A 23,338-nucleotide genomic window follows, 5' to 3' on the forward strand; every position below is an offset into this window, starting at 1 on the left:
CTGGATGCTGCCCAGCAGCTCGGCAGGATGCAGCCCCGCGAGCCATCCACCTCGTTTGCCGATAGGGCTGCGTGTCGCTTCGACAATGACTGGATTACCCATGGAGCTGCTCCTTTGCGCTCTGAACCTTCACTTAAAGGTAGAACACGTTTCAGTCTGGAAGCAATGAGAACGTGTTCTCCCCCTGTGCACCACGTTTCGTCTGCGCTGATCGTGTGCTTCAATGGGGCTAGAGAGTGTCGTATCTCACTCGGCTCTCACTAGACGGTCTAACCAGATCGTCCCTGAAAGACGCCCCGAAAGGCCATAGGAGTTCAACGTGGTGCACCCCAGCCTTCCCGCCGGTTTCGACTTCACCGACCCGGAGATCTACGCAGAACGGCTCCCGATCGAGGAGCTCAAGGAGCTACGGAAGACGGCTCCAATCTGGTGGCAGGAACAGCCAGAGGGAGTTGGCGGCTTCAACGACGGCGGATACTGGGTCGTCTCCAAGCACAAGGACGTCAAGGACGTGTCGCTACGCAGTGACGTCTTCTCCAGCTGGGAAAACACCGCGATCCCGCGGTTCCAGGACGACATCACGCGCGAGGCGATCGAGCTGCAGCGCTACGTCATGTTGAACATGGACGCCCCGCACCACACGCGCTTGCGCAAGATCATTTCCCGTGGTTTCACTCCGCGTGCCATTGGTCGGTTGCGTGACGAGCTGAACGAGCGCGCTCAACAGATCGCGAAGACGGCGGCGGCGAGCGGCAGCGGGGACTTCGTCGAGCAGGTCTCTTGTGAACTGCCGCTGCAGGCCATCGCTGGGCTGCTCGGGGTGCCCATCGAGGATCGCGGCAAGCTGTTCAATTGGTCCAACGAGATGACCTCGTATGACGATCCTGAGTTCTCTCATATCGACCCAGCGGTCTCGTCGATGGAGATCCTGGCCTACTCGATGGAGATGGCGAAGCAGAAGGCCGAGAACCCGGGCGAGGACATCGTGACCACGCTCATCAACGCCGAGGTCGAGGGCGAGGGCAAGCTGTCCGATGACGAGTTCGGCTTCTTCGTGATCATGCTGGCAGTGGCCGGTAACGAGACTTCGCGCAACTCGATCACCCAGGGCATGATGGCCTTCACCCAGTTCCCGGAGCAGTGGGAGCTGTACAAGAAGGAGCGCCCCGAGACTGCCGCCGATGAGATCGTCCGCTGGGCAACCCCAGTGACGTCTTTCCAGCGGACGGCGTTGGAGGACACCGAGCTTGGTGGTGTGCAGATTAAGAAGGGGCAGCGCGTGGTGATGATGTACCGCAGCGCCAACTTCGACGAAGAGGTGTTCGAGGATCCGTTCTCCTTCAACGTCATGCGTAACCCCAACCCGCACATGGGTTTCGGTGGCAGCGGTGCGCATTTCTGCATCGGGGCCAACCTGGCTCGTCTGACCATCAACCTGATGTTCAACGCCATCGCCGATCACATGCCGAACTTGGCTCCGGCAGGCGATCCGAAGCGGTTGCAGTCCGGCTGGCTCAACGGCATCAAGCACTGGCCGGTTGACTTCACCGGCGTTAGCGGTTGCCCGGTTCTGCAGTAGTTATTCAAAAGGAAACGCACGCTATGGATTTCGCTTTTGCAGAGGAGCAGCAGGCTGTCTCCGATGTGGTCGAAACGGTGCTTGCCGATCGTGAATTCATCGGCGTAGTGCCCGCGATCGGATACGACGAACCTGTCTGGCGGGCACTGGCTGACAACGGGGTCCTGAATCTTGCGCTGCCGGAACGACTGGGCGGTGACGGACTGGGCCTTGCCGAGGTATCGGTGGCGCTCCGGGTGCTCGGTAAGCACGGCGCCCTGACGCCGGCGCTGTCCACTCTCGGGTTCGGTGTGGTTCCCCTGGTGGAACTGGCCTCTGACGAGCAGCAGGATAGGTACCTTGCCGGTGTGGGCTCCGGCGGAATCCTGACGGCGGCTCTGAATGAACCGGGCCGAGCCGTTCCTTTCACGCCTTCGGTGTCCGCCGTACGCGATGGGTCCTCGGTGGTGTTGAACGGCCGCAAGATCGGCGTTCTGCATGCGGCCGAGGCGAATTGGATACTTGTCACCACCGACAATGGCGTCGTTGTGGTGGCACCTAACACCCCGGGCGTGACAATCGCCCGGACGCCTACGGCCAGTAAGGCTGCCGAATACGCGGTGACCTTTTCCGATGTCTCGGTACCTGCGTCGGATGTGTTGAGCGGGTCGGTTGATCGGCTGAATCACCTTGTTTTGGCAGCTGTTGGTTCCTACGCGGATGGATTGGTTTCCGGCGCTTTGCGTCTTACTGCAGACCATGTGTCGAACCGGGAACAGTTCGGCAAGCCGCTGGCTACCTTCCAGGCGGTATCGCAGCAGCTGGCAGATGTGTACGTGGTGTCGCGGACACTGAATCTCGGTGTCACATCTGCGGTGTGGCGGCTGTCGGCAGCGCTCGATGCGACCGAGGACCTGGACATCGTGGCGTTCTGGATGGCCTTGGAGGCGCAGCGGGTCATGCAGATCTGCCATCACCTGCACGGCGGTCTGGGCGTGGATATCACCTACCCCATGAATCGCTACTACTCGACGATCAAGGACCTGAGCCGTCTGGTGGGCGGTTCCTCCGAGCGTCTTGACGTACTCGCTGCGGCGCAAGTCTGATTGGACTCGACGATGCTCATTGATCTCACGCCGGAACAGGCGAAGCTGCAAAGCGATCTGCGGCAGTATTTCTCGAATCTCGTCACTTCCGACGAGACCCGCGGGATGATGGTCGACCGTCATAGCGCGTCCTATGAGGCCGTCGTGCGTCGGATGGGTCAGGACGGCTGGCTCGGTGTCGGATGGCCCAAGGAGTATGGCGGACACGGATTCGGTCCGCTGGAGCAGCAGATCTTCATGAACGAGGTCATCCGCGCCGATGTCCCGATGCCCCTGGTGACACTGCAGACTGTCGGTCCGACCCTGCAGAAGTACGGCACCGAAGAGCAGAAGAAGAAGTTCCTACCCGGAATCCTGGCCGGCGAAATCCATTTCGCCATCGGATATACCGAGCCGGAGGCGGGAACGGACCTGGCGTCCTTGCGCACCTCCGCGGTTCGCGATGGCGACCACTACATCGTCAACGGGCAGAAGATCTTCACCACCGGCGCACACCAGGCCCAGTACATCTGGCTGGCCTGTCGCACCGATCCGGATGCACCCAAGCACAAGGGCATCTCGATTCTCATCGTCGACACAAAAGATCCGGGTTACTCGTGGACGCCGATCATCACCAACGACGGTGCACACCACACCAACGCCACCTACTACTCCGATGTCCGGGTGCCGGTGGAGATGTTAGTGGGCGAGGAGAATCAGGGCTGGAAGCTCATCACCACCCAGCTGAACCACGAGCGGGTTTCACTGGGCCCCTCTGGGCGAATTGCCGGCATGTACGACCGGGTATATGAGTGGGCCGCGAAGCCGGGGGCCGACGGTGTCGCGCCGCTGTCACACGATGATGTCCGCCGCGTTTTGGGTGAGATGAAGGCAGTATGGCGGCTCAACGAGCTGCTCAACTGGCAGGTCGCCTCGTCGGGTGACGACATCAGCATGGCGGATGCGGCGGCGACGAAAATCCTTGCCACCGAATGGATTCAGAAACTCGGCCGGTTGAGCGAAGGAGTCGTGGGCCGCTATGGCGATCCCGCGGACGCGAACACTGCCGAGACACTTGAATGGCTTGATGCACAGACCAAGCGCCACTTGGTGATCACCTTCGGTGGCGGTGTGAATGAGGTTATGCGCGAGATGGTTGCAACCGCAGGACTAGGAACCCCGAGGGTTCCGCGATGACTGATGTAGTGCTTCAGGTTCAAGAGGGTGCGGCCAAGATCAAGGCCGACGGGCCGAGTACACCCAAGGTGGGTCGCGACCCCGTCAACCAGCCGATGATCAACAACTGGATCGAGGCGATGGGGGACAAGAACCCCATCTACGTGTCCGATGAAGCGGCCCGTGCCGCAGGGCATCCCGGCATCGTCGCACCGCCGGCGATGGCGCAGGTGTGGACCATGGGCGGGTTGCACAAGGTGCAGGCCACCGACGACCCGCTGGGTCGTGCAATGGAGCTATTGGACGGAGCTGGGTACGAGTCGGTCGTCGCGACCAACTCCGAACAGATCTACCACCGTTACTTAGCGCCGGGTGAAGAAGTCAGCATCACCAACGAGGTGAGCGACATCTTCGGACCCAAGCAGACCGCGCTGGGTGAGAGTTTCTTTATCAACATCCACGTCGAGTGGACGGTCGGCGACGAGCTTGTCGCCGAAATGAATTGGCGCATTATGAAGTTCCGACCGGGCGCGAAGCCCACATCGGATGTGCCCGAAGACCTTGATCCGTCCAAGTTGATGCGACCGTCCTGGTCGCGCGATAGCGCCTACTTCTGGGAAGGCGTCGCCGCGCACGAGCTGCGTCTGCAGAAGCGGCCCGACGGCTCGTTGCAGCACCCGCCGGTACCTGCGGTCTGGCAGGACAAAGAGGCGCCCGTCGAGTACCAGGTGGCCAGCGGCAAGGGTGCGGTGTACAGCTACGTCGTGCATCATGCGCCGCAAGTTCCCGGGCGTACTTTGCCTTTCGTGATCGCCCTGGTCGAGCTCGAGGAAGGTGTCCGGATGCTCGGGGAGCTCCGCGGCGTCTCACCCGATGATGTCGTAATCGGGTTGCCCGTTCAGGTGACATATCTCGACTTCCCGGCCGAGGGCGATAGTCCGGCGTGGACCCTATACGCATGGGAGGCAGCGTGAGTATCGTTGGCGAGAAGCTGCCCGAGCTGAAACTCGAAGGCACTCCGACATTTATCGTGTCGACCGCGTTGGCGACCCGTGACTTCCAGGATGTGCACCACGATCGCGATCTGGCGCAGGCCAAGGGTTCCAAGGACATCTTCGTCAATATCCTCACTGACACCGGTTTGGTGGAGCGGTTCGTCACCGACTGGGCGGGCCCGTCTGCGCGTGTGAAGTCCATCGCGTTGCGTCTGGGCGTCCCTTGGTACGCCTACGACACCACGGTGTTCTCCGGTGAGGTGTCGGCCGTCGAGGACGGGCTCGTGGAGATAGATGTGGTGGGCCGCAACAGCCTTGGTGATCACGTCACCGCCAAGGTCAAGCTGACGATCGGAGCGGGACAGTGAGTCTCTCGGGTAAGGCCGCCATCGCGGGCATCGGCGCCACCGATTTCTCCAAGAAGTCTGGACGCTCGGAGCTGCGCCTGGCGTCGGAAGCCGTGCTGGACGCGCTGGACGATGCCGGGCTAGCCGCGTCGGATGTTGACGGCTTGGTGACCTTCACCATGGACTCCAACCTGGAGACCGCAGTCGCCCGCTCGACGGGTATCGGCGAGCTGAAGTTCTTCAGCCAGATCGGCTACGGCGGCGGGGCGGCAGCCGCGACGGTGCAGCAGGCCGCGTTGGCAGTTGCCGCCGGTGTCGCGGAAGTTGTTGTGGCATACCGTGCATTCAACGAGCGTTCGGAGTTTCGGTTCGGCCAGGTGATGACCGGACTCAGTTCAACGGCTGACTCGCGCGGGGTGGAGTACAGCTGGTCGTACCCGCACGGGTTGAGCACACCGGCGGCATCGGTGGCGATGATCGCCCGGCGGTACATGCATGAATACGGCGCCACAAGTGCCGATTTCGGTGCCGTGTCGGTGGCCGACCGTAAGCATGCGGCCACCAATCCAAAGGCTTTCTTCTATGGCAAGCCGATCACCATTGAGGACCACCAGAACTCGCGGATGATCGCCGACCCGGTGCGACTGCTCGACTGCTGTCAGGAAAGCGACGGTGGGGTGGCGATCGTCGTGACGACTCCCGAACGTGCGCGCGATCTGAAGCATCGTCCGGCAATCATCGAGGCCGCCGCGCAGGGGTCGAGCGATGACCAGTTCACCATGTACTCGTACTACCGTGACGAGCTTGGGCTGCCCGAGATGGGCCTGGTCGGCCGGCAGCTGTGGGCGCAAAGTGGCTTGACGCCCAATGACATTCAAACCGCGATCCTGTACGACCACTTCACGCCGTACACCCTGCTGCAGCTCGAAGAGCTGGGCTTCTGCGATAAGGGCGAGGCCAAGGATTTCGTCGCCAACGGCGCCATCGAGCTGGGCGGGAAGCTGCCGATCAATACGCACGGCGGTCAGCTCGGCGAGGCCTACATCCACGGCATGAACGGCATTGCCGAGGGTGTGCGTCAGCTGCGCGGCACGTCCGTCAACCAGGTGCCGAATGTCGAACATGTCCTCGTCACCGCCGGTACCGGGGTGCCGACCTCCGGCCTCATCCTGGGGTAATCGACTCAGCTCAGGAACCTGGCTATGCCCTGAGCGATCGCCGCCGCCAGACGGGCTTGGCCATCCGGACTGGACAGCATCGCGGCGTCGTCGCCGTTCTTCATGTTTCCGCACTCGATGAGGATTGCCGGGTACTGGGCCAGGTTTAACCCGGCTAGGTCGGAACGCCCATAGAGACCGTCGTTTCCACGGTAGGTCGACGGCTGGAATCCGGAGGTCTTGAGCTGATCGCGCATGGTGCTGGCCAAGCGCAACGACGGACCCGCCTGCGCTTCGTTGATCGGCGGATTCGAGTAGTTGACGTGAAATCCCCGGCCGTCTCGGGGGCCGCCATCGGCATGAATACTGACAATCGCATCGGGATTGAAGGAGTTGCCGTTAGCGGCGCGCTGGTCGATGCATGGTCCGAGTGCGTTGTCGTTGCCGCGTGAGAGCGCGGTGCGAACACCGGCCCCGGTAAGGGCCTGGCGGATGTGCAACACCACATTCCAGTTGAAAGTGTGCTCAGGAAAGCCTGCATCGGTGGCGGTGCCGCTGGTCTGGCAGTTCTTGGTGCGCCCCCGGCCGTCACTGACCTGCCGGGTGATCGAGCCGTCGTTGGCGCCGTTGTGGCCGGGGTCGAGGAAGACGATCTTGCCCGCGATGGGAGATTGGGCATGGGCCAGGGCGGCGGTTGAGAGCATGGCCGGCATGCTCAACAGGACGGGCACGCTCGAGGCGTACTTGAGGACATCGCGTCGCGAGAGGCAGCGGGACCGCTTGGCGGGACCGCACGGGGAGGTCTGCACGCGGGAAAGGTATGCGCCGAACCTGGGGTACGGTGCTCGGACATGTGGCTCGGTTGAACTGTGGCCGAGACGAGACCGTATCGCAGTCACAGCTTTCTGACAGAAACCCCGGTAATGCTTGGTCGATGATCTATCGGGAGGCCTCGACCGCGGCGGGCGTGCTGACCCGCCTGCGCAGGGACCTTGCCGAGACCTTTCAGCCGCCACGTCGATGGCTCGAGGGATTGGGTCTGAACCTCGCACTGTCGATCGCCTACCTAATCATCTGGCAGCCGATCGCCCAACACGGACGCAAGCGCGACTGGGCGCTACTCGTCGGGACCTACTTCGCCATGTTCATCTTTGCCGACGTGTCCGTGACCAACATGCTCGGTCTGGACGCCGATCGAGTCAGGCACGCGTTGCGGGGTCATCGGTCGCTTCTACATGTCTTGCTGGTCAAGAACATCGCACTGTTTCTCGTCGCCGGGCTACCGACACTTGTGCTGACGGCTTTCCTGACCATCCACCGGCAGCAGGCAACCCAGACCGCGATCACGGTGCCCGATGTCGCCGTGCACATCGTGAGCTGGCTGGGCCTGGGCAATCTGGTGTCGGTGCTGCTGCCCATGGTGGCTCGGCCGCTGCGGATGCGTTGGCGGCAACGGGGCGACCTGTTGGTCACCGCGCGATGGCTCATCTATCTGGCCCTGCCATATGGCGTCTACTACCTCGTGGCACCGGTAGGAGGTATTCCACGGGCCATATTCGGGCGCAACGTTTTCCACTCCATGCCGCTTACCGAGCGATCCCTCATGGAACTCGGCTTGGGTATCGCGGTCTGGAGCATCGGCACCGTGCTTGCGCTGGGGGTGAACCGCTACCGCGGAATACGGTGGTACTAGCCGGAACGGCTATTTGTAGGTGAGCTCCACATCGGCCAGTGCGGGAGCGTCCTCACGCTCGGCCACGACTGCAGAGATCAGCAGCTTGCCGTCTTCCTTCCAGATGCGGGTCTTGAGTGTCTCGCCCGGGAACACCACACCCGCGAACTTCGCGGCATATGAGGTCACCCGCGAGGCGTCACCGTCCAGCGCCGCGTCGACGGCCGCCTTGCAGACCACGCCGTAGCTGCACAGCCCATGCAGGATCGGACGGGGGAATCCCGCCGCTGCCGCGAAGGCGGGGTCGGAGTGCAACGGGTTGCGGTCGCCGCAGAGCCGGTACAGCAGCGCCTGCTGCGGCAGGATGTGCGTCGAAACTTCCAGGTCCGGCGCGCGTTCGGGAGCACCACCGGCAGCGGACGGACCTCTTTCGCCGCCGAAGCCGCCCTCGCCGCGCGCGAAGATCGAACGACGGATGGTCCACAGGGGCCCCTGGTCGTCGGAAGTTGTTGTCTCCGTGACGATAACGGCAGCCTTGCCCTTGTCCCAGATCTCTACGATCTTGCCTTCCGACCGCGCGGTACCCGAGGGTGGCAAGGCGCGGTGCGCGGTCACCTGCTCGGTGCCGTGCAGGATCTTGGCCAGGTCGATCTCTATACCCGGGAACGACACCTTGGGGGGCTCCACCGCGTGGAAACCGGAGGCGACGGTCGCGAACGTCGGCAACACCTGCGGGGTCTTGTCTTGTAGGTACCGCAGTTCGGTCTCGCTGACTGGATCGGCGCCTGCACCAATCGCCAGGTGATACAGCTGCACATCGGATGCGGTCCAGGAGAATTCCGCGGGCTCGACAGCAGCGCCCAGGGCGATATCGACGTTGATAGGCATGAGCCGACCCTACTTGCCGGCGATATCGAGCGCGGCGAGGTAACCCCACGTCATGGCTGGGCCAATGGTGGCGCCCGGGCCGGCGTAGGTATGACCCATCACCGGAGTGCTGACATTGCCTGCGGCGTAAAGACCTTCGATGATGCTGTTGTCATCGCGCAGCACCCGGCCTTGGAGGTCGGTGCGCACACCACCCTTGGTGCCCAGGTCTCCCGGCACCATCTTGGCCGCGTAGAACGGGCCCTTCTTGAGCTCACCCAGATTTGGGTTCGGCTTGTTGGTGGGGTCGCCGTAGTAGCGGTCGTAGGCGCTCTTGCCGCGGCCGAAGTCCTCGTCCACACCGTCGCGGGCGAAGCCGTTGAACCGCTCGATGGTCTGCGCTAACGCATCTATGGGGAGTTTCGCCAATTCCGCTAGCTCTTCGATGGTGTCGGCCTTGACGATGACACCCGACTCGATCCACTTGCTCGGAATCTTCTGTCCCGGCTGCAATCCGCCGAAGATGTACCGGTTGCGGTACTCCTGGTCGAAGACGAGCCACGCGGGCAGGTTCTCGCCCGGACCTGCGCCTTGGCCGTACTCGCCGCCGTACATGCGGTGGGTGGCCTCGACGTAGGGCAGCGATTCATTCATGAACCGCTTACCGGACGCGTTGACGATGATCGACCCGGGGGAGTTGCGCTCGGACAGTGCGAACCATGGCCGGCCGACCAGCGGAACTGTCGGGCCCCACCACGAGTCCTCCATGAACTCGAGCGCAGCGCCCAGCTTTTCGGCCGCCAGGATGCCGTCACCGGTGTTGGCCTTGGCGCCGACAGTCCACTCGGTGGTGATGGGGGCGCGCTGGTACTTCACGCGCATCTGCTCGTTGTGCTCGAAACCACCCGAGGCCAGGATGACGCCCTTGCGTGCCTTGATGACCGTCGGCTCGGCGGACTCGGCGCCATTGCTATCGCGCACGTAGACGCCCTTGACGGTGCCGTTCTCAATGTAGAGATCGGTCAACGCGGTGTTGAGCTTCACTGAAACTCCCGCGTCGCGCAGGCCGATACGGAGTGCCGCCGACAGCGCACGCCCCATGCCGACGAGCTTCTTGCCGGTGCCCTGCGCCCAGAACGTGCGCACGCCGACGCGCAGGCTGCGCAGCAGGCCACGCGGGTGGCGCTTGAGTTGGTTCAGCCGCACGTAATCTTGCTGGCGCACCACGACATTCAGCGGAACCTTGCCGTACGGTGGCTCCAGGTTGGGCAGCTCGTCACCGAGCTTCTTGGCGTCGAAAGGCTTTGGCTCCACCGAGCGTCCGGCGGCACGTCCACCCGGCGCCTCGGGGTAGTAGTCGGAGTAGTTGGGCACCCAGTCGAGCTTCAGCGGGGAGTTCGCGAGCACGAACGAGAGCATCTCCGGGCCGCGATCGAGATAGGTGTCGATCTTCTCGCGGGGCACGACATCGCCGATGATGTTGTAGAGGTACTCGCGGGCCGCCTCGGGGGTGTCGGTCTGTCGGGCCTTCTTGAGCACCTCGTTGTTGGGGATCCAGACGCCACCACCGGAACGGGCGGTCGATCCGCCGAAGTGGGGGGCCTTCTCGATCAGTACGGTGCTCAGCCCGTTGTGTGCCGCGGTGAGCGCCGCAACCATGCCGGCGCCACCACTCCCGACGACGACGACGTCGTACTCCTGCTCAGTCATGTAGAACACGTTATAGAATTGAGGCGGCCCGGCGCTACCGGCGCTGGCCTGTGGTTTCATCGTTCCGACACTTTGATGTTGCGGTGAAAACAGAAACATGTTGCTGTTTTGGCTATATGACGATGAGGGAGGCCCAGTGCCGGGTCGGTTGGATGTGCCCGCTGTGCCCTCCCCGGATGTTGTCATCGTCGGGTACGGAGTGGCCGGAGCGGCGGCCGCCCTGGCCGCGCTCGAACGCGGTGCGTCCGTCACGATCTTGGAGCGATTCGACGGTGGCGGGGCTTCCGCCATTTCAGGGGGCATTTACTACGCCGGCGGCGGGACGAACATTCAGCGCGACGCGGGCGTTGAGGACACCCCGGAGCTGATGCTGGAGTACTTGCAGCTGGAGGTCGGGGACGCTGTGAAACCCGAGACGTTGCGCCGTTTCGTCGACGGCAGCGTCGACACCCTGGATTGGCTACAAGGTTACGGAGTGCCGTTCGAGGGTTCGCTGGCTCCGTTCAAGACTTCGTACCCCACCAACGACTACTACCTCTATTTTTCCGGCAGCGAATCCTCTGGGATGGCGCGCACGGTGACGCCCCCTCGTCAACGCGGACATCGGGCCTTTGGCCGCGGCGTGTCCGGTAAGGCGCTCTTCGCGCCGTTGGCGGCCTCCGCGGAGCGTTTGGGTGCCGACGTGTGGCGGCAGACCCGGGTCACGGATCTGATCATCGAGGGCGGTCGTGTCGTCGGGGTGCGGGGGGCGACGCTGAAGGACGCACCGGGTTGGGTGCAACGGACGTACGCGCGTTTGACGCGCTACGCCACTAAACCCGGCATCTACTACCCACCGATGCGAAAGGCATTGGAGGGGCCTGCCTATGCGTTGGAGCGTCGGTTCGCCAAGCCGTTTGAGATCCGCGCCAACGACGGGGTGATCCTGTCCTCCGGCGGGTTCATCGCCAATCGTGAGTTGGTGGAGCGATATGCCCCGGCGTACGGGGACGGGTTGCAGCTGGGTACTGCGGGTGACGACGGAACCGCGTTGAAGCTCGCGGCGCCGTTGGATGCAGCCACCGGGCACCTCGACGAGATCTCCGCCTGGCGTTTCATCGTGCCACCCGCCGCATTCCTTGGCTCGTTGTTGGTGGATGCCAAGGGGCAGCGGATGGTTGACGAATCGCGTTATGGCGCCGCGCTGGGCAAGGCGATTGTGCAGCAGGCCGGTGGGGTGGGGTATCTGGTGGCCGATAAGGCGCTGCTGAAGCGGGCTCGTCAGCAGCTTGGTTCGCAGACGCTGTGGTTCCAGCGGATACAGGCCGAGGCGTTCCTCAATGTGGGGCGCAAGAAGGCCGGCTCCATCGAGGAGTTGGCGGCCAAGGCGGGTATCGATCCGGAAGCCTTGGCGCGCACCGTATCCGAGCATAATGACGCTATTGACGGCGGCGCGCCGGATCCGATGGGGAAGCCCGACGATTTTCGTGTCAAGATCGGGCAGGGACCGTTCTATCTGTTCAACGTGTCCATCAAGACCAACATGCTGAATCCGTGCCCGATGCTGACTCTTGGCGGGCTGGTTGTGGACGAGGAGACTGGTGTCGTGCAGACGACATCCGGCGACGCCATCCCGGGGCTCTATGCCGCCGGACGTGCGGCGGTGGGTATCTGCTCCAATTCGTATGTGAGCGGGTTGTCCCTAGCCGACTGCGTCTTTTCCGGGCGCCGGGCGGGGACCGAGACTGGAAGGCGCCTAGATGCTTAGTTCCGAAGTTCGTGAGGCCATTGCCGCCGATCTGGCCGAGGCCGAGCGCACCCGGGTGGCCATTGGGCCGCCCACCGACACCTACCCGGATTTCGGCGTCGTGGACGCCTACGAGATTCAGCTCGCCAATATTCGCTCTCGCCTAGCGGACGGTGCCAAGGTCGTCGGGCACAAGGTCGGCTTATCGTCCGAGGCGATGCAGAAGATGATGGGTGTCCACGAGCCGGACTACGGGCATCTGCTGGCCGATATGGAGCTATTCGAGGATGTCGCGGCGTCGGCGTCCAAGTTCCTGTTCCCGCGGGTGGAGGTGGAGGTCGGATTCATCCTGGCTGCTGATCTTCCCGGTGAGGATTGCACCGAGGATGATGTGTTGGCCGCGACTGCCGCGTACGTGCCGTCCATCGAGGTGGTAGACAGCCGGATCACCAACTGGCAGATCAAGATCTGCGACACCATCGCCGACAACGCATCCTCGGCCGGGTTTGTCATTGGCAAGCAACGGGTTTCGCCGAAGGACATCGACATCAAGTCGATCGATGCGGTGCTGACCTGCAACGGCGAGAAGTTGGCTGAGGGCAGAAGCGACGCGGTGCTGGGCAATCCGGTGACGTCGGTGGCATGGCTGGCGCGCAAGGTGGCGTCGTTTGGTGTGCGCTTGCGTGCGGGCGACGTGGTGTTGCCGGGGTCGTGCACACGGGCATTTGACGCCCATCCGGGGGACGAGTTTTTGGCCGAGTTCGCCGGACTTGGTTCGGTCCGACTGGCTTTCGAGTAGAGGAGAATTGTGAGCAAGGCATCTGTAGCGATTGTCGGTTCGGGAAATATCAGCACCGACCTGCTGTACAAACTGCAGCGGTCCGAGTGGCTGGAGCCGCGGTGGATGATCGGGATCGACCCCGAGTCCGAAGGCCTCAAGCGCGCCCGCGGGTTCGGGCTGGAAACCTCGCACGAGGGCGTCGACTGGCTGCTGGCGCAGGATGAGAAGCCCGACTTGGTGTTCGAGGCGACCTCTGCGTACGTGCATAAGGCCGCGGCACCGCGATACGAGGAAGCCGGGATCCGGGCGATCGACCTGACGCCCGCCGCGGTGGGTCCTGCGGTTGTGCCGCCCGCGAATCTGCGCGCACACCTTGATGCCCCGAACGTCAACATGATCACCTGCGGTGGCCAGGCGACGATTCCGATCGTGTACGCGGTGTCGCGAGTAGTCGAGGTGCCCTACGCGGAGATCGTGGCGTCGGTGGCGTCTGTTTCGGCAGGGCCGGGCACGCGCGCCAACATCGACGAGTTCACCAAGACCACGTCCAAGGGTGTCGAGGTGATCGGTGGCGCCAAGCGCGGCAAGGCCATCATCATCCTGAATCCGGCCGATCCGCCGATGATCATGCGCGACACAATCTTCTGCGCGATCCCGGAGGGCGCGGACAGGGATGCGATCACGGCGTCGATCCACGATGTGGTGAGCCAGGTGCAGCAGTACGTGCCCGGGTATCGGCTGCTCAACGAGCCGCAGTTCGACGAGCCCTCGGTAGTCAACGGCGGCAACCACGTCGTCACCACCTTCGTCGAGGTGGAGGGTGCGGGCGATTTCCTGCCGCCGTACGCCGGGAACCTGGACATCATGACCGCGGCCGCGACCAAGGTCGGCGAGGAAATCGCCAAAGAACTTCTATCAGCGAAGGTTTCGTAATATGGTTTCGGACACCAGTACTCAGCTTTTGGGCACCGACGGCATCTTCTTCGACGCGGCATGGGATGTGCGGATCACCGATACCTCGCTCCGTGACGGCTCGCATCACAAGCGGCATCAGTTCACCGCCGACGAGGTGCGAGCCATTGTCGCGGCTCTCGACGGCGCGGGTGTGCCGGTCATCGAGGTGACTCACGGTGACGGGTTGGGCGGGTCTTCGTTCAACTACGGCTTTTCGAAAACCCCTGAGCAGGAACTGATCAAGATCGCAGCGGAGACGGCTACGAATGCCAAGATCGCCTTCCTGATGCTGCCGGGTCTCGGGACCAAGGAAGACATCATCGAGGCGCAGGGCAACGGTGGATCGATCTGCCGTGTCGCCACGCACTGCACCGAGGCCGATGTCTCGATTCAGCATTTTGGGCTGGCACGTGAGCGCGGGCTGGAAACCGTTGGCTTCCTGATGATGTCGCACACTGTTTCGCCGGAGAAGCTGGCCAAGCAGGCGCGGATCATGGCGGATGCCGGATGCCAGTGCGTGTACGTGGTGGATTCGGCGGGCGCATTGGTTCTCGACGGTGTGGCTGACCGGGTCGCCGCGCTGGTGGCCGAGTTGGGTAACGATGCGCAGGTTGGTTTCCACGGGCACGAGAACCTGGGTCTGGGTGTCGCCAACTCGATCGAGGCCGTACGCGCCGGTGCCAAGCAGATCGACGGCAGCACAAGGCGTTTCGGTGCCGGCGCGGGCAACGCTCCGGTTGAGGCGTTGATCGGCGTGTTCGACAAGATCGGCGTGAAGACCGGTATCGACTTCTTTGATATCGCCGATGCCGCCGAAGAGGTTGTCGCGCCCGCGATGCCGGCCGAATGCCTGCTAGACCGCAACGCGTTGATCATGGGCTACAGCGGGGTGTACTCCAGCTTCCTCAAGCACGCGATCCGGCAGGCGGAGCGGTACGGGGTGCCCGCGCACCAGCTGCTGCACCGCGCCGGTCAGCGCAAGCTCATTGGTGGGCAGGAAGATCAGCTCATCGATATCGCTCTGGAGATCCAGCGGGAGAACGCAGCGAAGGGGTAGCAATCTCCTCGCTAGGGTGTCGGCAGCTTTACTTTGTCCGGGTACTGCTGCGTTAATCCAACAGCACTGTCACTCGAGACGGGGTGCCACGTAGCAGTCGGAATGATCGGAATGCTTCCGACATTGACCGCGTACTGGGTTCGCATCTCGTAGTTGTATTTGTAATTCACTCCGAGACAAGGATTGCCTTTGCCATCAAGCGCGACATAGTACTGGCTCGGCGTGGCACCGGTGGTGCGAAATTGCACTCCTTTGCTCACGCTGATGTCGATGTTCTTCAGCTTGCCGGGGTTGGCGGCATTGCCGGTCGGGTTTGGATCGCGGGGTCCAGGTACCGTGAGTGTGGCCTTACCGTCCGCGTTGCGGCCGGTAAGTAGATTTCCGCTGTAGCCTCCGGTACTCCCCTTCTTATTTGGGTCAAGCGCCACTGCGGGCGCGTACATTGCGCCGAGCCGTTGGAGTTCTTCTGGTGTTGCGTTAAGGGGCACACGCACATTGGGAAGGATTCGATTGGCGTTTCCGGGTAGGTTCGCTTGCCCCATCGTCGGCTTCCCGTTAATCGTCGATGGCGGCACGACCCCAGGCACATGGTCAGGCTTCTCAGGAGTGGGCATTGACTGCGTCTCGATGCCGCTAATCGGCCGCTGGCCGCTCGCCCCCTCGATGGCTGTCGCGAGGTTCATATCAGCTTCATTGCCTTTATCTGTCGCCTCCTTGACCATTTTCTCCGCCCACTGACGGTTGAGTTCTCTGAGGCGGTTCTCTTCGGCATCGGATGCCTGGCTTGCATACGGGCCTACTAAGGGGACCCCGGGTGCAACTTCCGGACGTGACAAGAACGTTGCAGTGACTTTCCCGGTGGAATCATCAAGTGAAAGATATGGCCGCTCCGCGATGTAGCTGCGTGCATCGCGTAACTTGTCCTTGGCTTCTTGAAACTGCCGCTCGGCCGTCCATGCCGCGAAACCGACTTGTACTGCTTCATTTCCGTGGGCGTCGATGTCAACACGGTGCTCCTTGGCTGCACGTTGCGCCGCCTCGCCCGTGGACCCTGTCCATTGTGAGAACAGATCCGGGTTCTTGAGATGCTCGTTTAGCCCGGTGCACGTCTGCCCCTTCTGCTGGCAGAGATTGAACACTTGTCCGATCGAACCGGGGTCGATCTTGTCGAGTTCCGCCGGTGTCATTAGACGGTCCTTGGACGGTCACCCGAGGGGGAGGGCTGAGAGGTATGGTCGCGATCAACCGACTCAAATCCATAGGCGCTGCTGTGAAGATGCCCGCCGTGGCTATCGACGTTGGTGACTATTCGGGACGTGCTGGATTCCCAGCTGGTAAGGACGCTCTGCATTGCGCTGACTGACCTTGACGACCAGCCACTCAATGCGTTGTGGATACCTTGATGTTGGGACGTGAATTCATCTTCGCTGTCACTCGCCGCCTTTCGCACTCGGCTGCCAGTTTGATGGAGTAGATCCGTATCTACCTGAAGATTCAAGGGGTTCGTCATTCGATTTCGTCCTAATGTAGAGCGACAGTTGTCAAGCCAATCGAGCTGTCTTCTATGGATCGATCGTCGCGGACTGAGAACTACTTGGATTTTGAACCGTCCGGCCGGGTGGGCTCGGTGTGTGATTGCTGTGCCGAGCCCACCTGGGGCGGGTGTTAGAACTGTGCGGCGTTGGCTGCGTCCATGGCTTGCATGGTTTCTTGTTTTTCGCGGGCTTGTTGTTGGGTGTTGTGTAGGTCGGTGATGCAGTTGTCCATCATTTGGGCGACGTTGATGTGGGCCTGGTGTAGTGCTTGTTGGCCTTGGCCGGTGTAGACCTCGCCGAGCTGGCGGAACAGGGTTTCGATTTCTTGTTTGGCTTCTTCGGCTTTTTGCAGTCCGCCGGTGATGCCGTCGATGGCGGAGTGGTTGGCTTCGAATTGGTAGACGATCTCGCTCATATGCTTTGTCCTCTCGGTTTTTAGCGGGCGCCGTCGTTGGAGGCGACGCTGTTCATGTGGGTTTCGGCTTTGTTGACGAGTTCGGTGAGGGTTTTGATCAGCACATCGAAGTCATCGGTTTGGCTTGAGGACTGCTGGAAGTACAGCGATGAGGCGTCGCCTTTCCAGGTGCTGCGGACCATCTCATCGACCGAGTTCTTGATTTCGGTGAGCTTGCCGGCGATGGATTGCACGGTTTGGTGCATGGTGTCGGCCTTGGACTTGGCCTCGGCGTGAGTGAGTGAAAGTGGTGATCCCACGGTTGGTTCCTTTCTTGGTTTTCTTTATGCGGTGACTGCTCTGTGGTGGATCCCAGCGGAATCCAGGACACCTGGCCTACTTATCGATCCCCCTCCCATCCGCCGGGCAACAACTCAACTAGCTGGCAGATGGCCTGCGAAACAGAATGATTGGAACCACCCTTGAGCGTGGCCCACACCTGCCCACTAGGAGACAAACTCGGCGCCGACACCAACCGACCCCGCTTGGTATAGAAAACCCCAACAGCCGCCGATGCCCGAACAATCCGGTCATCCACATCGAGTGTGTAGTACACGATTTCACCGAACGCCTGCCGTGACGCCAACGCCGAACCCAGAAGCATCGCGTTTCTTTGGTCGGTGCCCAAAGCGCGAATCGTGTCGGAAAGCGCGGCCGCATCATGCGTACCGTTCAATGCGGTACTGAGCACATCGATAGGGGCGCCAACAGGATCGACGGGCATCGCCTCGGCTGCGGGTAGCTCGCCGAGCAGCGCACGTGCGGCCACATCGAATTCCCCGTGCCCGCTAAGTTCTCGGAGCAGAATTTCGTTTCCGATCCGCCGTGCCAACACCATCTGTCGGCCCGAACGAACTACTGCGACTCGTGAGATTCCCTCGGGCGTAACGAGTCTCATCGATAACTCGCGCTCGGGCCGCTGTAGTACCCGAACCATCGGAATCAGTTCAGGAGACACCAACCCACCAGCGATAAGTCCACGTGACGAAAGCGCCGTCGTCGCGTAGTCGAATGCCGCGTCGAGCACGGCATGGGTCGTGTGCCGCGGTCTGATCGCCAGCACGGTGGGAAAGGTATGGACCCCAATGCGGTTTCCGACGACCTGCAACTCGTCATCGGTGAGCGTGTACGCCGAAGCCAGGAAGGTCGTCATGCCGACTCCTTGTCCCCACCGATGACCGCTGGTGACACCCAGCGGTCGGACACCGGCTCAAGCGTCCGCTCAGGCTCGGAACTGTCCCACGGTGCTGGGGCCGGTTCAGCCGGGACCGCCAACTCGTCGAAGACTGATGAGGTCGGCGACCAGCTCACGTTCGACACCTGGAACGGTGAATCATTCTGAGCCGCTGCAGGAAGCCAACCGGGCCCGCCGGATGACAGCCCGGCACCGGCCTCGCCTGCACCCTGCAACGTGGAAGCCGGTCGCACCGAATCGAACTCGCGATCGTGGTCTCCACCGCGGCCGGCTCCCGTCATCGGGGCATAGGGGGATCCACCCATACCGGAGCCCATCGCACCGGCCCCACCGGCACCGCCGCCGAATCCAACGCGCTGCAACTGAGCAGGTGTCTTGCTCGCTTGCACCGCGCGATCCTGCCGAGCCTGTAACGCGGTGGGTGCCATCGGCGCTCCGCCCATGCCGCCGGCGCCTCGGCCTGAGGCAGCTTTCCCCGCTGCCTCCTTTGCGTCCTTCTCTGCCCTGAGGGCATCACCGTTGACAACCTGCGGTGGAGGCGGTTCCTCCCACGGTTCGGCCAACGGTGTGACAGCTTCTTCGTACTGCGTCATCACCAGTGCGGCGTTGGCCAGATCGGTCGTCGCGTTCTCATCGAACTCCGCGAACGTCCCGCTCAGCACCGCGCCGTTGTATGCCTCCAGTGAGGCCATCATGTCGTGGCGGGCTCTGCTTTCGACGGCCTCCGTGACGCTCGGCATCGCGAGCACGGCAACGGTATTGGCGACTGCTGCTTCCTCGGCGCGCTGCCCGTTGGCCGCGGAGTTCAGCGCGGTCGCAGACAACCACTCGACCATTGCTTCCAGTCGTGAGATCACGGCATTTGAGCCATCGCTGGACCATGCCGCGCGCAGCGTGTCGAGGATCTTCTTGTAGTCCTCTGACGCTGTCGCGTGCGCATTCGCGATCCGCACCCATGCTGCGCCCGCCTCGCCCATGGACGTTGGTCCTGCGCCCTCGGTGAGGTCACGCGCCAACTGCTCAGTGCTGCGTGCTTCCCACACTACGTTTGTGAATCCCACGTGAACCTCCCCTCGGCCTTATCGCAGTGGTCTCTTGAGTTGTTACCGTCAGAACGCGGAATCGACTGCAGCGGAGGCATTTCCGTGTGACCGCAAGGTGGCCGCGATCTCGCGAAGCTCATTCAGGCCCTGCTGATTCGACTTGCCGAACGACGCCTTCACCTCGTTCATGGTTGCGGCTGCGCGCACCGACACCTCGTCACGTCCGGGTGCAATCACATTGAGGTTCGAGTCCTCGTCCTGCATGGTCTTCTGCAGCCGATCCGCGAGCGCATCCAACTGCTTTGCGGCTTCGGCGACTTCGCCGACATTGATCGAAAGTCCCGAATTGCTCATGATTTTCTCCTTCTTAGATCCGTAGGCCAATATCTGGTTCGTCAAATGGGTCTGCCTCGCCGAGCACGGGTACGCCGACCTGCATGTCGTTGATCCCGGCCAGATCCCACTCGTTGGACTTCAACAGATCGGAGTTGTGGACGCCTTGCTCGTTGGCGTTCCCACCGCGGCCGCCCGCGCCGGGCGCCATACCCGTGCCGCCGCCCGACGAAGCGCCCATGCCGGGTCCGGCGGCGCCACCGCGGACGGCACCAAAGGAGCTCAGCTTGGTGGAGTCGCTGTTGCCGATACCCGCGCCAGGCATGCCTCCCCCCATACGCGCAGCCAGGCTCTGCTTCGGCGTGGCCGACCCGATGCCGTGACCTGCGCTCTTCGCGCCGGCAGCGGCGAGAGGCTTGTAGTCCTTGATCGGGGTCTTGGCTGCGGTCTTGCTCGCATCCTTTGCGGCACTGGACATCTTGCTGATCATGTCGGTGCCGGTTTTCATGCCGGTGCTCGCACCCTGGGTGACCATGCTGAGGCCGGAGGAAAGGAGTCCGGTGCCGACTTGCAGGCCGGGGCCGATAAGTGAGGCGACGGGCACCTGCGTGCCGGCGATGTTCACCGCCGCGGTGTTACCGGCCAGTGCACCTTGGGTTGTCGTGATGACCGTCGCGGCCTGGGTTACGGCGTTCACCGCGCCGGCGATGATGTTTCCGAGGGTGAGGGGAATGCCCGGAAGATTGACGGCGACGAGCTGCTGGAAAGTGGCGATGATGGTCATGAGCTCGGTGCGAGCCTTGGCGGTATGTGCCGCTGCCTGAGCGGTATTGGCTTTCACGGTCTGCGATTGATCGGAGATCTTCTGGCCGCTTTGCGCCGCGTTCTGTGCGGCCTGCGTCGATGCATTCGACGCTTGACCGGTCCACTGAGATCCGTTCGAAGATGCCGACTGGTTCATCGCAGTCGATGCGCTTTCGATTGCCTTCGACACACTCTCCATGAGCTTCGTCGGATCCATGGATTCGAAGATCCCTGTGCCCAAGCTGCTGAGCGCATCGGTTACCGGAGTGATCATCGACGACGGATCCATTGGGTTGGACGCAGCGGGATCCTGCTCTCCAGGCTTTGCTTCCTGATTGGCCTGGCCCGGAATGGCTGGAATCCCAAGCCGATCCATGATCTCGTGGACAGGCATGTTCAGGTAATCGGCCAGGTTCTGCTCCGACGCAGCGATGATCGGTCCGGGATCAAACCCGGACTGCTGCGGTGCGACTCCGCCGCTCGCGCTCGGCGCGATCGGGGTGGGCTGCGGAGTGACGTCGGCCATGTCGGATTTACCTAGAGCGCCGAATCCACCGCGACGAACGCGGTCTTGGAAGCTTCGGTGCCTGCGCCAATCCCGGCGTGCAGGGCTCCCAGCGCCAGAGTGGACGCCTGGTTGTTCCCGAGTGCCTGCGCCAGCGCGGCGAGGTATGTCACGCCGATCGGGCCAATTGCAGCACACGCGGAAGCGAACGTCGCGGCGCCGTCGAACGACCCGGCCGCTGTCACGGTCTCGCCTGCCGCCACAGCGGTGGCCGACATGGCCTCCATCGCGACGGGCACTGCTGTGAGTTCGTTACTCATCGATTTACGACCCCTCAACGTCTCGCGGTCGCCCTTAGCCGACCTCTTTAAGTAATTGACGGCGAGCATAGCTAGGAGGAAATGACTACGCCAGTTGTCAAAGTGGAATTTTGAGCTCGCCGTGGTTGCCGGGGCCGAATGGATGCGCGAGGCGATTTGGCCCTTTCGGACCCCGCAGGGGGCCGCGCTGCGTTTGACGACGTAGAGAGCGTTTTTTCGGCGAATGATTGATTGACACGTGTCGAAATACCGCACTACAAGTGTAGTTTGCACGCACTATAGTCGTAGTTGGAAATTTTTCACCGGGCATACGTGAGGCCGGTGTCGCGTGATTTCCGGGTCGATCGGAGCGCCCCCGTTGCCCGATTTCGCCCTCCAAACAAGACTCAAAACGGGTCCTCCAGTCGACCCGAGTATGTCGCTAGCGGGACCTGTGAAGTTGCTTGGCGGCCGGAATTCGGAGGTTGCTAGATGTATCGATTCGAGGTAACTCCCTCTAGCCGAGGCGGCGCAGACGCTGCGTTTGATGAACCGCTGACGCCGCAGCTCCGAGAGCTATCGCCGCTTCAAGGGGCCTGCGTCCGCACCGTGCGCAGCGGCCGGTCGGTCAGCGAGCCTTGCGAATCCGCTGCGCGAACCGGCGGGCGAACACTTCGGCGAGCTGCGACGGCGCCGCAGACGTTGAGGCCTGCTCCACCACACCGTCATCGGCCACCAGGAAGACCGCACGACCGATGGCGATTTCACCCTCGGCGATCGGCGCGAACACCTGCCAGCCCCCGTCCCATCGGTCGGCGACCAGCCGATCCAGCGGGTACTCGACGCGATGAGTGCGGCAGAAGTCCACAACGCGATCTGTGGCGGTCGCCCGATCTATCGGCGGATGCGTCGGCAACAACAGATCGGCCGCGTCGAGCTGCGCGAGAGCCTCCGCCATATCGAAGGATTCGGGTGCGCCATCGACGAACAAACGACCAAACACCCGCTCGGTGACAATTCGCGCCTCGGCCGCATGCACAAGATCTGCTGTGGCATAGGCATTCTGGTCAGTCGGTTCCACGCCAATGCGCTTCAGAACGGTCGCGACCAGACTTGCCGTGCTCTCCAGCGTCCACACTCCCGGTAGCCCACGCGCGATCTCGTCAGTGGGTTTCCAAGCATCCTCGCCGGCGAGTTCCGGGCGATACCAGTGTTCCCCGTCCCACCAGTAGCAGAAGGACAGCAGCCCGCGTTCGGCCCGCGGATCCAAGTACAAGTTGTGCAACCATGAGGGCGCATCACGGTAAAGGTCAGGCCAGCCGATCACGCCGCCATACGCAGCAGACAGCAGCCGGGAGTCCTTCCGTCCGCCGGATAACACCGCCCGGTTGCCGGGCAGCCGGCACAGCGTGGACCCGCCGTTATCGCCGATGTACAGCTGAAAGGCGGGGTCCACGCGCAGGTTGATTGGCGCCTCGGAGCCGCGGCACACTGCGGCGAGCACCGCGATACGCGCCCACAGCGTTGGCAGCGAAGGGATTTCGTCATCGGAGACGCGAGCACCGCCGACCGCCACAGCCTCCGCAACCGCCTGTGCCGCGGTGCGCAGCTGCTGCCCCGTGTTGTTCATGTACGCCAGCAGCCACAGCGGCACCTCGCGCGGGAACTCCTCGATATCGCGCCGGTAGGCCTCGGCAGGCAGCAGCTGGTCAAAGGGCAGCTCCTCCTGCCCGTAGTCGAACGAGACTTGCAGGGCACCCGTTTTGTCGCAGTCGAACAGCAGTCGCAGCCACGGCCCCTGCGGGCCAACGGTCACCCTCCGATGCACGCGGATCAGCTCGATGACGCTCGACGTGATAGGTATCTGAGTCGGCTCGCGATCACCCACTACCGCAACGGCATTCGCAATTTCGCGACCACCGGCAAGGCTAAACACCGCGTGCAGGTCATCCCAGCCCTCCGGTGCAGCCTGCGCGATCACCTGAACAACCTGCTCGACAAGCGCTTTGGGTTCCAGGTCGGCGACGGGGTGGTCATCGCTGACGACATCGAACTGCTGGGGTTCGGTCATCGGGCGCTCTCCTT

24 protein-coding genes are annotated in these 23,338 nt (G+C 62.6%); 11 read left to right on the forward strand and 13 right to left on the reverse strand.

The window, feature by feature from the left end; genetic code table 11:
* The first annotated feature begins 319 nt into the window (after window positions 1-319).
* From MLB1_RS16160 to MLB1_RS16185, 6 genes are read left to right on the forward strand one after another with little or no spacing between them, the layout of a single operon-like run.
* Window positions 320-1,579, forward strand: coding sequence for a cytochrome P450 (locus tag MLB1_RS16160; RefSeq protein WP_180750876.1), 1,260 nt, complete (start codon window positions 320-322; stop codon window positions 1,577-1,579).
* A gap of 23 nt (window positions 1,580-1,602) precedes the next feature.
* A complete protein-coding gene (locus MLB1_RS16165; RefSeq protein WP_180750877.1) occupies window positions 1,603-2,664 on the forward strand; it encodes an acyl-CoA dehydrogenase family protein in 1,062 nt (353 codons plus the stop codon).
* A 12-nt stretch (window positions 2,665-2,676) separates the two neighbouring features.
* On the forward strand, window positions 2,677-3,840 hold the full coding sequence (gene fadE29 / locus MLB1_RS16170) for an acyl-CoA dehydrogenase FadE29 (RefSeq protein ID WP_180750878.1): 1,164 nt from the start codon (window positions 2,677-2,679) through the stop codon (window positions 3,838-3,840).
* 8 nt (window positions 3,841-3,848) lie between these two features.
* Window positions 3,849-4,793, forward strand: coding sequence for a bifunctional MaoC family dehydratase N-terminal/OB-fold nucleic acid binding domain-containing protein (locus tag MLB1_RS16175; RefSeq protein WP_371750642.1), 945 nt, complete (start codon window positions 3,849-3,851; stop codon window positions 4,791-4,793).
* Window positions 4,778-5,182, forward strand: a complete 405-nt coding sequence (locus MLB1_RS16180) for a MaoC family dehydratase (protein WP_219603222.1) — start codon at window positions 4,778-4,780, stop codon at window positions 5,180-5,182. Before MLB1_RS16175 ends, MLB1_RS16180 begins: the two co-directional genes overlap by 16 nt.
* Window positions 5,179-6,339, forward strand: a complete 1,161-nt coding sequence (locus MLB1_RS16185) for a lipid-transfer protein (RefSeq protein WP_180750881.1) — start codon at window positions 5,179-5,181, stop codon at window positions 6,337-6,339. The genes MLB1_RS16180 and MLB1_RS16185 overlap by 4 nt, the downstream gene beginning before the upstream one ends.
* A gap of 5 nt (window positions 6,340-6,344) precedes the next feature.
* On the opposite strand, the gene MLB1_RS16190 is transcribed toward MLB1_RS16185, so the two are convergent.
* On the reverse strand, window positions 6,345-7,031 hold the full coding sequence (locus MLB1_RS16190; protein ID WP_180751244.1) for an Rv3717 family N-acetylmuramoyl-L-alanine amidase: 687 nt from the start codon (window positions 7,029-7,031) through the stop codon (window positions 6,345-6,347).
* Between the two features lie 221 nt (window positions 7,032-7,252).
* On the opposite strand from MLB1_RS16190, the gene MLB1_RS16195 reads away from it, so the two are divergent.
* Window positions 7,253-8,011 (forward strand): hypothetical protein, encoded by a 759-nt coding sequence (locus tag MLB1_RS16195; RefSeq protein WP_180750882.1) that lies wholly within the window; start codon window positions 7,253-7,255, stop codon window positions 8,009-8,011.
* Window positions 8,012-8,020: 9 nt separating this feature from the next.
* Here MLB1_RS16195 and MLB1_RS16200 read toward each other — a convergent pair whose 3' ends face one another.
* The gene (locus MLB1_RS16200; protein WP_180750883.1) at window positions 8,021-8,878 is read right to left on the reverse strand and encodes a MaoC/PaaZ C-terminal domain-containing protein; all 858 of its coding nucleotides are present in this window, start codon (window positions 8,876-8,878) and stop codon (window positions 8,021-8,023) included.
* 9 nt (window positions 8,879-8,887) lie between these two features.
* Window positions 8,888-10,576, reverse strand: a complete 1,689-nt coding sequence (kstD, locus tag MLB1_RS16205) for a 3-oxosteroid 1-dehydrogenase (protein ID WP_180751245.1) — start codon at window positions 10,574-10,576, stop codon at window positions 8,888-8,890.
* 88 nt (window positions 10,577-10,664) lie between these two features.
* Between kstD and MLB1_RS16210 the strand changes: the two genes are divergently transcribed.
* The 4 genes from MLB1_RS16210 to dmpG are packed head-to-tail and all read left to right on the forward strand — an operon-like array spanning window position 10,665 to window position 15,085.
* A complete protein-coding gene (locus MLB1_RS16210) occupies window positions 10,665-12,314 on the forward strand; it encodes an FAD-binding protein (RefSeq protein WP_180750884.1) in 1,650 nt (549 codons plus the stop codon).
* On the forward strand, window positions 12,307-13,092 hold the full coding sequence (locus MLB1_RS16215) for a 2-keto-4-pentenoate hydratase (RefSeq protein WP_180750885.1): 786 nt from the start codon (window positions 12,307-12,309) through the stop codon (window positions 13,090-13,092). The genes MLB1_RS16210 and MLB1_RS16215 overlap by 8 nt, the downstream gene beginning before the upstream one ends.
* 6 nt (window positions 13,093-13,098) lie before the next feature.
* Complete coding sequence (locus tag MLB1_RS16220) at window positions 13,099-14,007, forward strand: acetaldehyde dehydrogenase (acetylating) (protein ID WP_180751246.1); 909 nt, start codon at window positions 13,099-13,101, stop codon at window positions 14,005-14,007.
* Between the two features lies 1 nt (window position 14,008).
* A complete protein-coding gene (gene dmpG / locus MLB1_RS16225) occupies window positions 14,009-15,085 on the forward strand; it encodes a 4-hydroxy-2-oxovalerate aldolase (protein WP_358149805.1) in 1,077 nt (358 codons plus the stop codon).
* Window positions 15,086-15,096: 11 nt separating this feature from the next.
* Here dmpG and MLB1_RS16230 read toward each other — a convergent pair whose 3' ends face one another.
* The 10 genes from MLB1_RS16230 to MLB1_RS16275 form a co-directional block, all read right to left on the reverse strand.
* Complete coding sequence (locus MLB1_RS16230) at window positions 15,097-16,272, reverse strand: hypothetical protein (RefSeq protein WP_180750886.1); 1,176 nt, start codon at window positions 16,270-16,272, stop codon at window positions 15,097-15,099.
* Window positions 16,272-16,595: a WXG100 family type VII secretion target gene (locus MLB1_RS24280; protein WP_180750887.1), complete on the reverse strand. Its 324-nt coding sequence runs from the start codon at window positions 16,593-16,595 to the stop codon at window positions 16,272-16,274. Before MLB1_RS24280 ends, MLB1_RS16230 begins: the two co-directional genes overlap by 1 nt.
* 155 nt (window positions 16,596-16,750) lie before the next feature.
* Complete coding sequence (locus MLB1_RS16240) at window positions 16,751-17,035, reverse strand: hypothetical protein (protein ID WP_180750888.1); 285 nt, start codon at window positions 17,033-17,035, stop codon at window positions 16,751-16,753.
* Window positions 17,036-17,055: 20 nt separating this feature from the next.
* Window positions 17,056-17,334, reverse strand: a complete 279-nt coding sequence (locus MLB1_RS16245; protein ID WP_180750889.1) for a WXG100 family type VII secretion target — start codon at window positions 17,332-17,334, stop codon at window positions 17,056-17,058.
* 80 nt (window positions 17,335-17,414) lie between these two features.
* Entirely contained in the window at window positions 17,415-18,227 is an 813-nt protein-coding gene (locus MLB1_RS16250; protein WP_180750890.1) for an ESX secretion-associated protein EspG, read from the reverse strand.
* Window positions 18,224-19,330: a PPE domain-containing protein gene (locus tag MLB1_RS16255; protein ID WP_180750891.1), complete on the reverse strand. Its 1,107-nt coding sequence runs from the start codon at window positions 19,328-19,330 to the stop codon at window positions 18,224-18,226. The genes MLB1_RS16250 and MLB1_RS16255 overlap by 4 nt, the downstream gene beginning before the upstream one ends.
* Window positions 19,331-19,378: 48 nt before the next feature.
* Entirely contained in the window at window positions 19,379-19,666 is a 288-nt protein-coding gene (locus tag MLB1_RS16260; RefSeq protein WP_180750892.1) for a PE family protein, read from the reverse strand.
* Window positions 19,667-19,679: 13 nt separating this feature from the next.
* The gene (locus MLB1_RS16265; RefSeq protein ID WP_180750893.1) at window positions 19,680-20,975 is read right to left on the reverse strand and encodes a hypothetical protein; all 1,296 of its coding nucleotides are present in this window, start codon (window positions 20,973-20,975) and stop codon (window positions 19,680-19,682) included.
* 11 nt (window positions 20,976-20,986) lie between these two features.
* Window positions 20,987-21,274, reverse strand: a complete 288-nt coding sequence (locus MLB1_RS16270; protein ID WP_180750894.1) for a hypothetical protein — start codon at window positions 21,272-21,274, stop codon at window positions 20,987-20,989.
* A gap of 607 nt (window positions 21,275-21,881) precedes the next feature.
* On the reverse strand, window positions 21,882-23,324 hold the full coding sequence (locus tag MLB1_RS16275) for a hypothetical protein (protein WP_180750895.1): 1,443 nt from the start codon (window positions 23,322-23,324) through the stop codon (window positions 21,882-21,884).
* Window positions 23,325-23,338 lie beyond the last annotated feature (14 nt).

It is taken from the genome of Mycobacteroides sp. LB1 (assembly GCF_013449725.1).
Taxonomy (GTDB): domain Bacteria; phylum Actinomycetota; class Actinomycetes; order Mycobacteriales; family Mycobacteriaceae; genus Mycobacterium.

Coding starts and splice junctions, on each gene's coding strand:
- MLB1_RS16190 (WP_180751244.1), bottom strand. CDS start 7,031: ATGCCGGCCATGCTCTCAACCGCCGCCCTGGCCCATGCCCAATCTCCC.
- fadE29 (WP_180750878.1), top strand. CDS start 2,677: ATGCTCATTGATCTCACGCCGGAACAGGCGAAGCTGCAAAGCGATCTG.
- MLB1_RS16250 (WP_180750890.1), bottom strand. CDS start 18,227: ATGACGACCTTCCTGGCTTCGGCGTACACGCTCACCGATGACGAGTTG.
- MLB1_RS16265 (WP_180750893.1), bottom strand. CDS start 20,975: ATGGCCGACGTCACTCCGCAGCCCACCCCGATCGCGCCGAGCGCGAGC.
- MLB1_RS16260 (WP_180750892.1), bottom strand. CDS start 19,666: ATGAGCAATTCGGGACTTTCGATCAATGTCGGCGAAGTCGCCGAAGCC.
- MLB1_RS16240 (WP_180750888.1), bottom strand. CDS start 17,035: ATGAGCGAGATCGTCTACCAATTCGAAGCCAACCACTCCGCCATCGAC.
- MLB1_RS24280 (WP_180750887.1), bottom strand. CDS start 16,595: ATGACGAACCCCTTGAATCTTCAGGTAGATACGGATCTACTCCATCAA.
- MLB1_RS16200 (WP_180750883.1), bottom strand. CDS start 8,878: ATGCCTATCAACGTCGATATCGCCCTGGGCGCTGCTGTCGAGCCCGCG.
- MLB1_RS16270 (WP_180750894.1), bottom strand. CDS start 21,274: ATGAGTAACGAACTCACAGCAGTGCCCGTCGCGATGGAGGCCATGTCG.
- MLB1_RS16195 (WP_180750882.1), top strand. CDS start 7,253: ATGATCTATCGGGAGGCCTCGACCGCGGCGGGCGTGCTGACCCGCCTG.
- MLB1_RS16215 (WP_180750885.1), top strand. CDS start 12,307: ATGCTTAGTTCCGAAGTTCGTGAGGCCATTGCCGCCGATCTGGCCGAG.
- MLB1_RS16230 (WP_180750886.1), bottom strand. CDS start 16,272: ATGACACCGGCGGAACTCGACAAGATCGACCCCGGTTCGATCGGACAA.
- MLB1_RS16180 (WP_219603222.1), top strand. CDS start 4,778: ATGGGAGGCAGCGTGAGTATCGTTGGCGAGAAGCTGCCCGAGCTGAAA.
- MLB1_RS16165 (WP_180750877.1), top strand. CDS start 1,603: ATGGATTTCGCTTTTGCAGAGGAGCAGCAGGCTGTCTCCGATGTGGTC.
- MLB1_RS16275 (WP_180750895.1), bottom strand. CDS start 23,324: ATGACCGAACCCCAGCAGTTCGATGTCGTCAGCGATGACCACCCCGTC.
- dmpG (WP_358149805.1), top strand. CDS start 14,009: ATGGTTTCGGACACCAGTACTCAGCTTTTGGGCACCGACGGCATCTTC.
- MLB1_RS16210 (WP_180750884.1), top strand. CDS start 10,665: ATGTTGCTGTTTTGGCTATATGACGATGAGGGAGGCCCAGTGCCGGGT.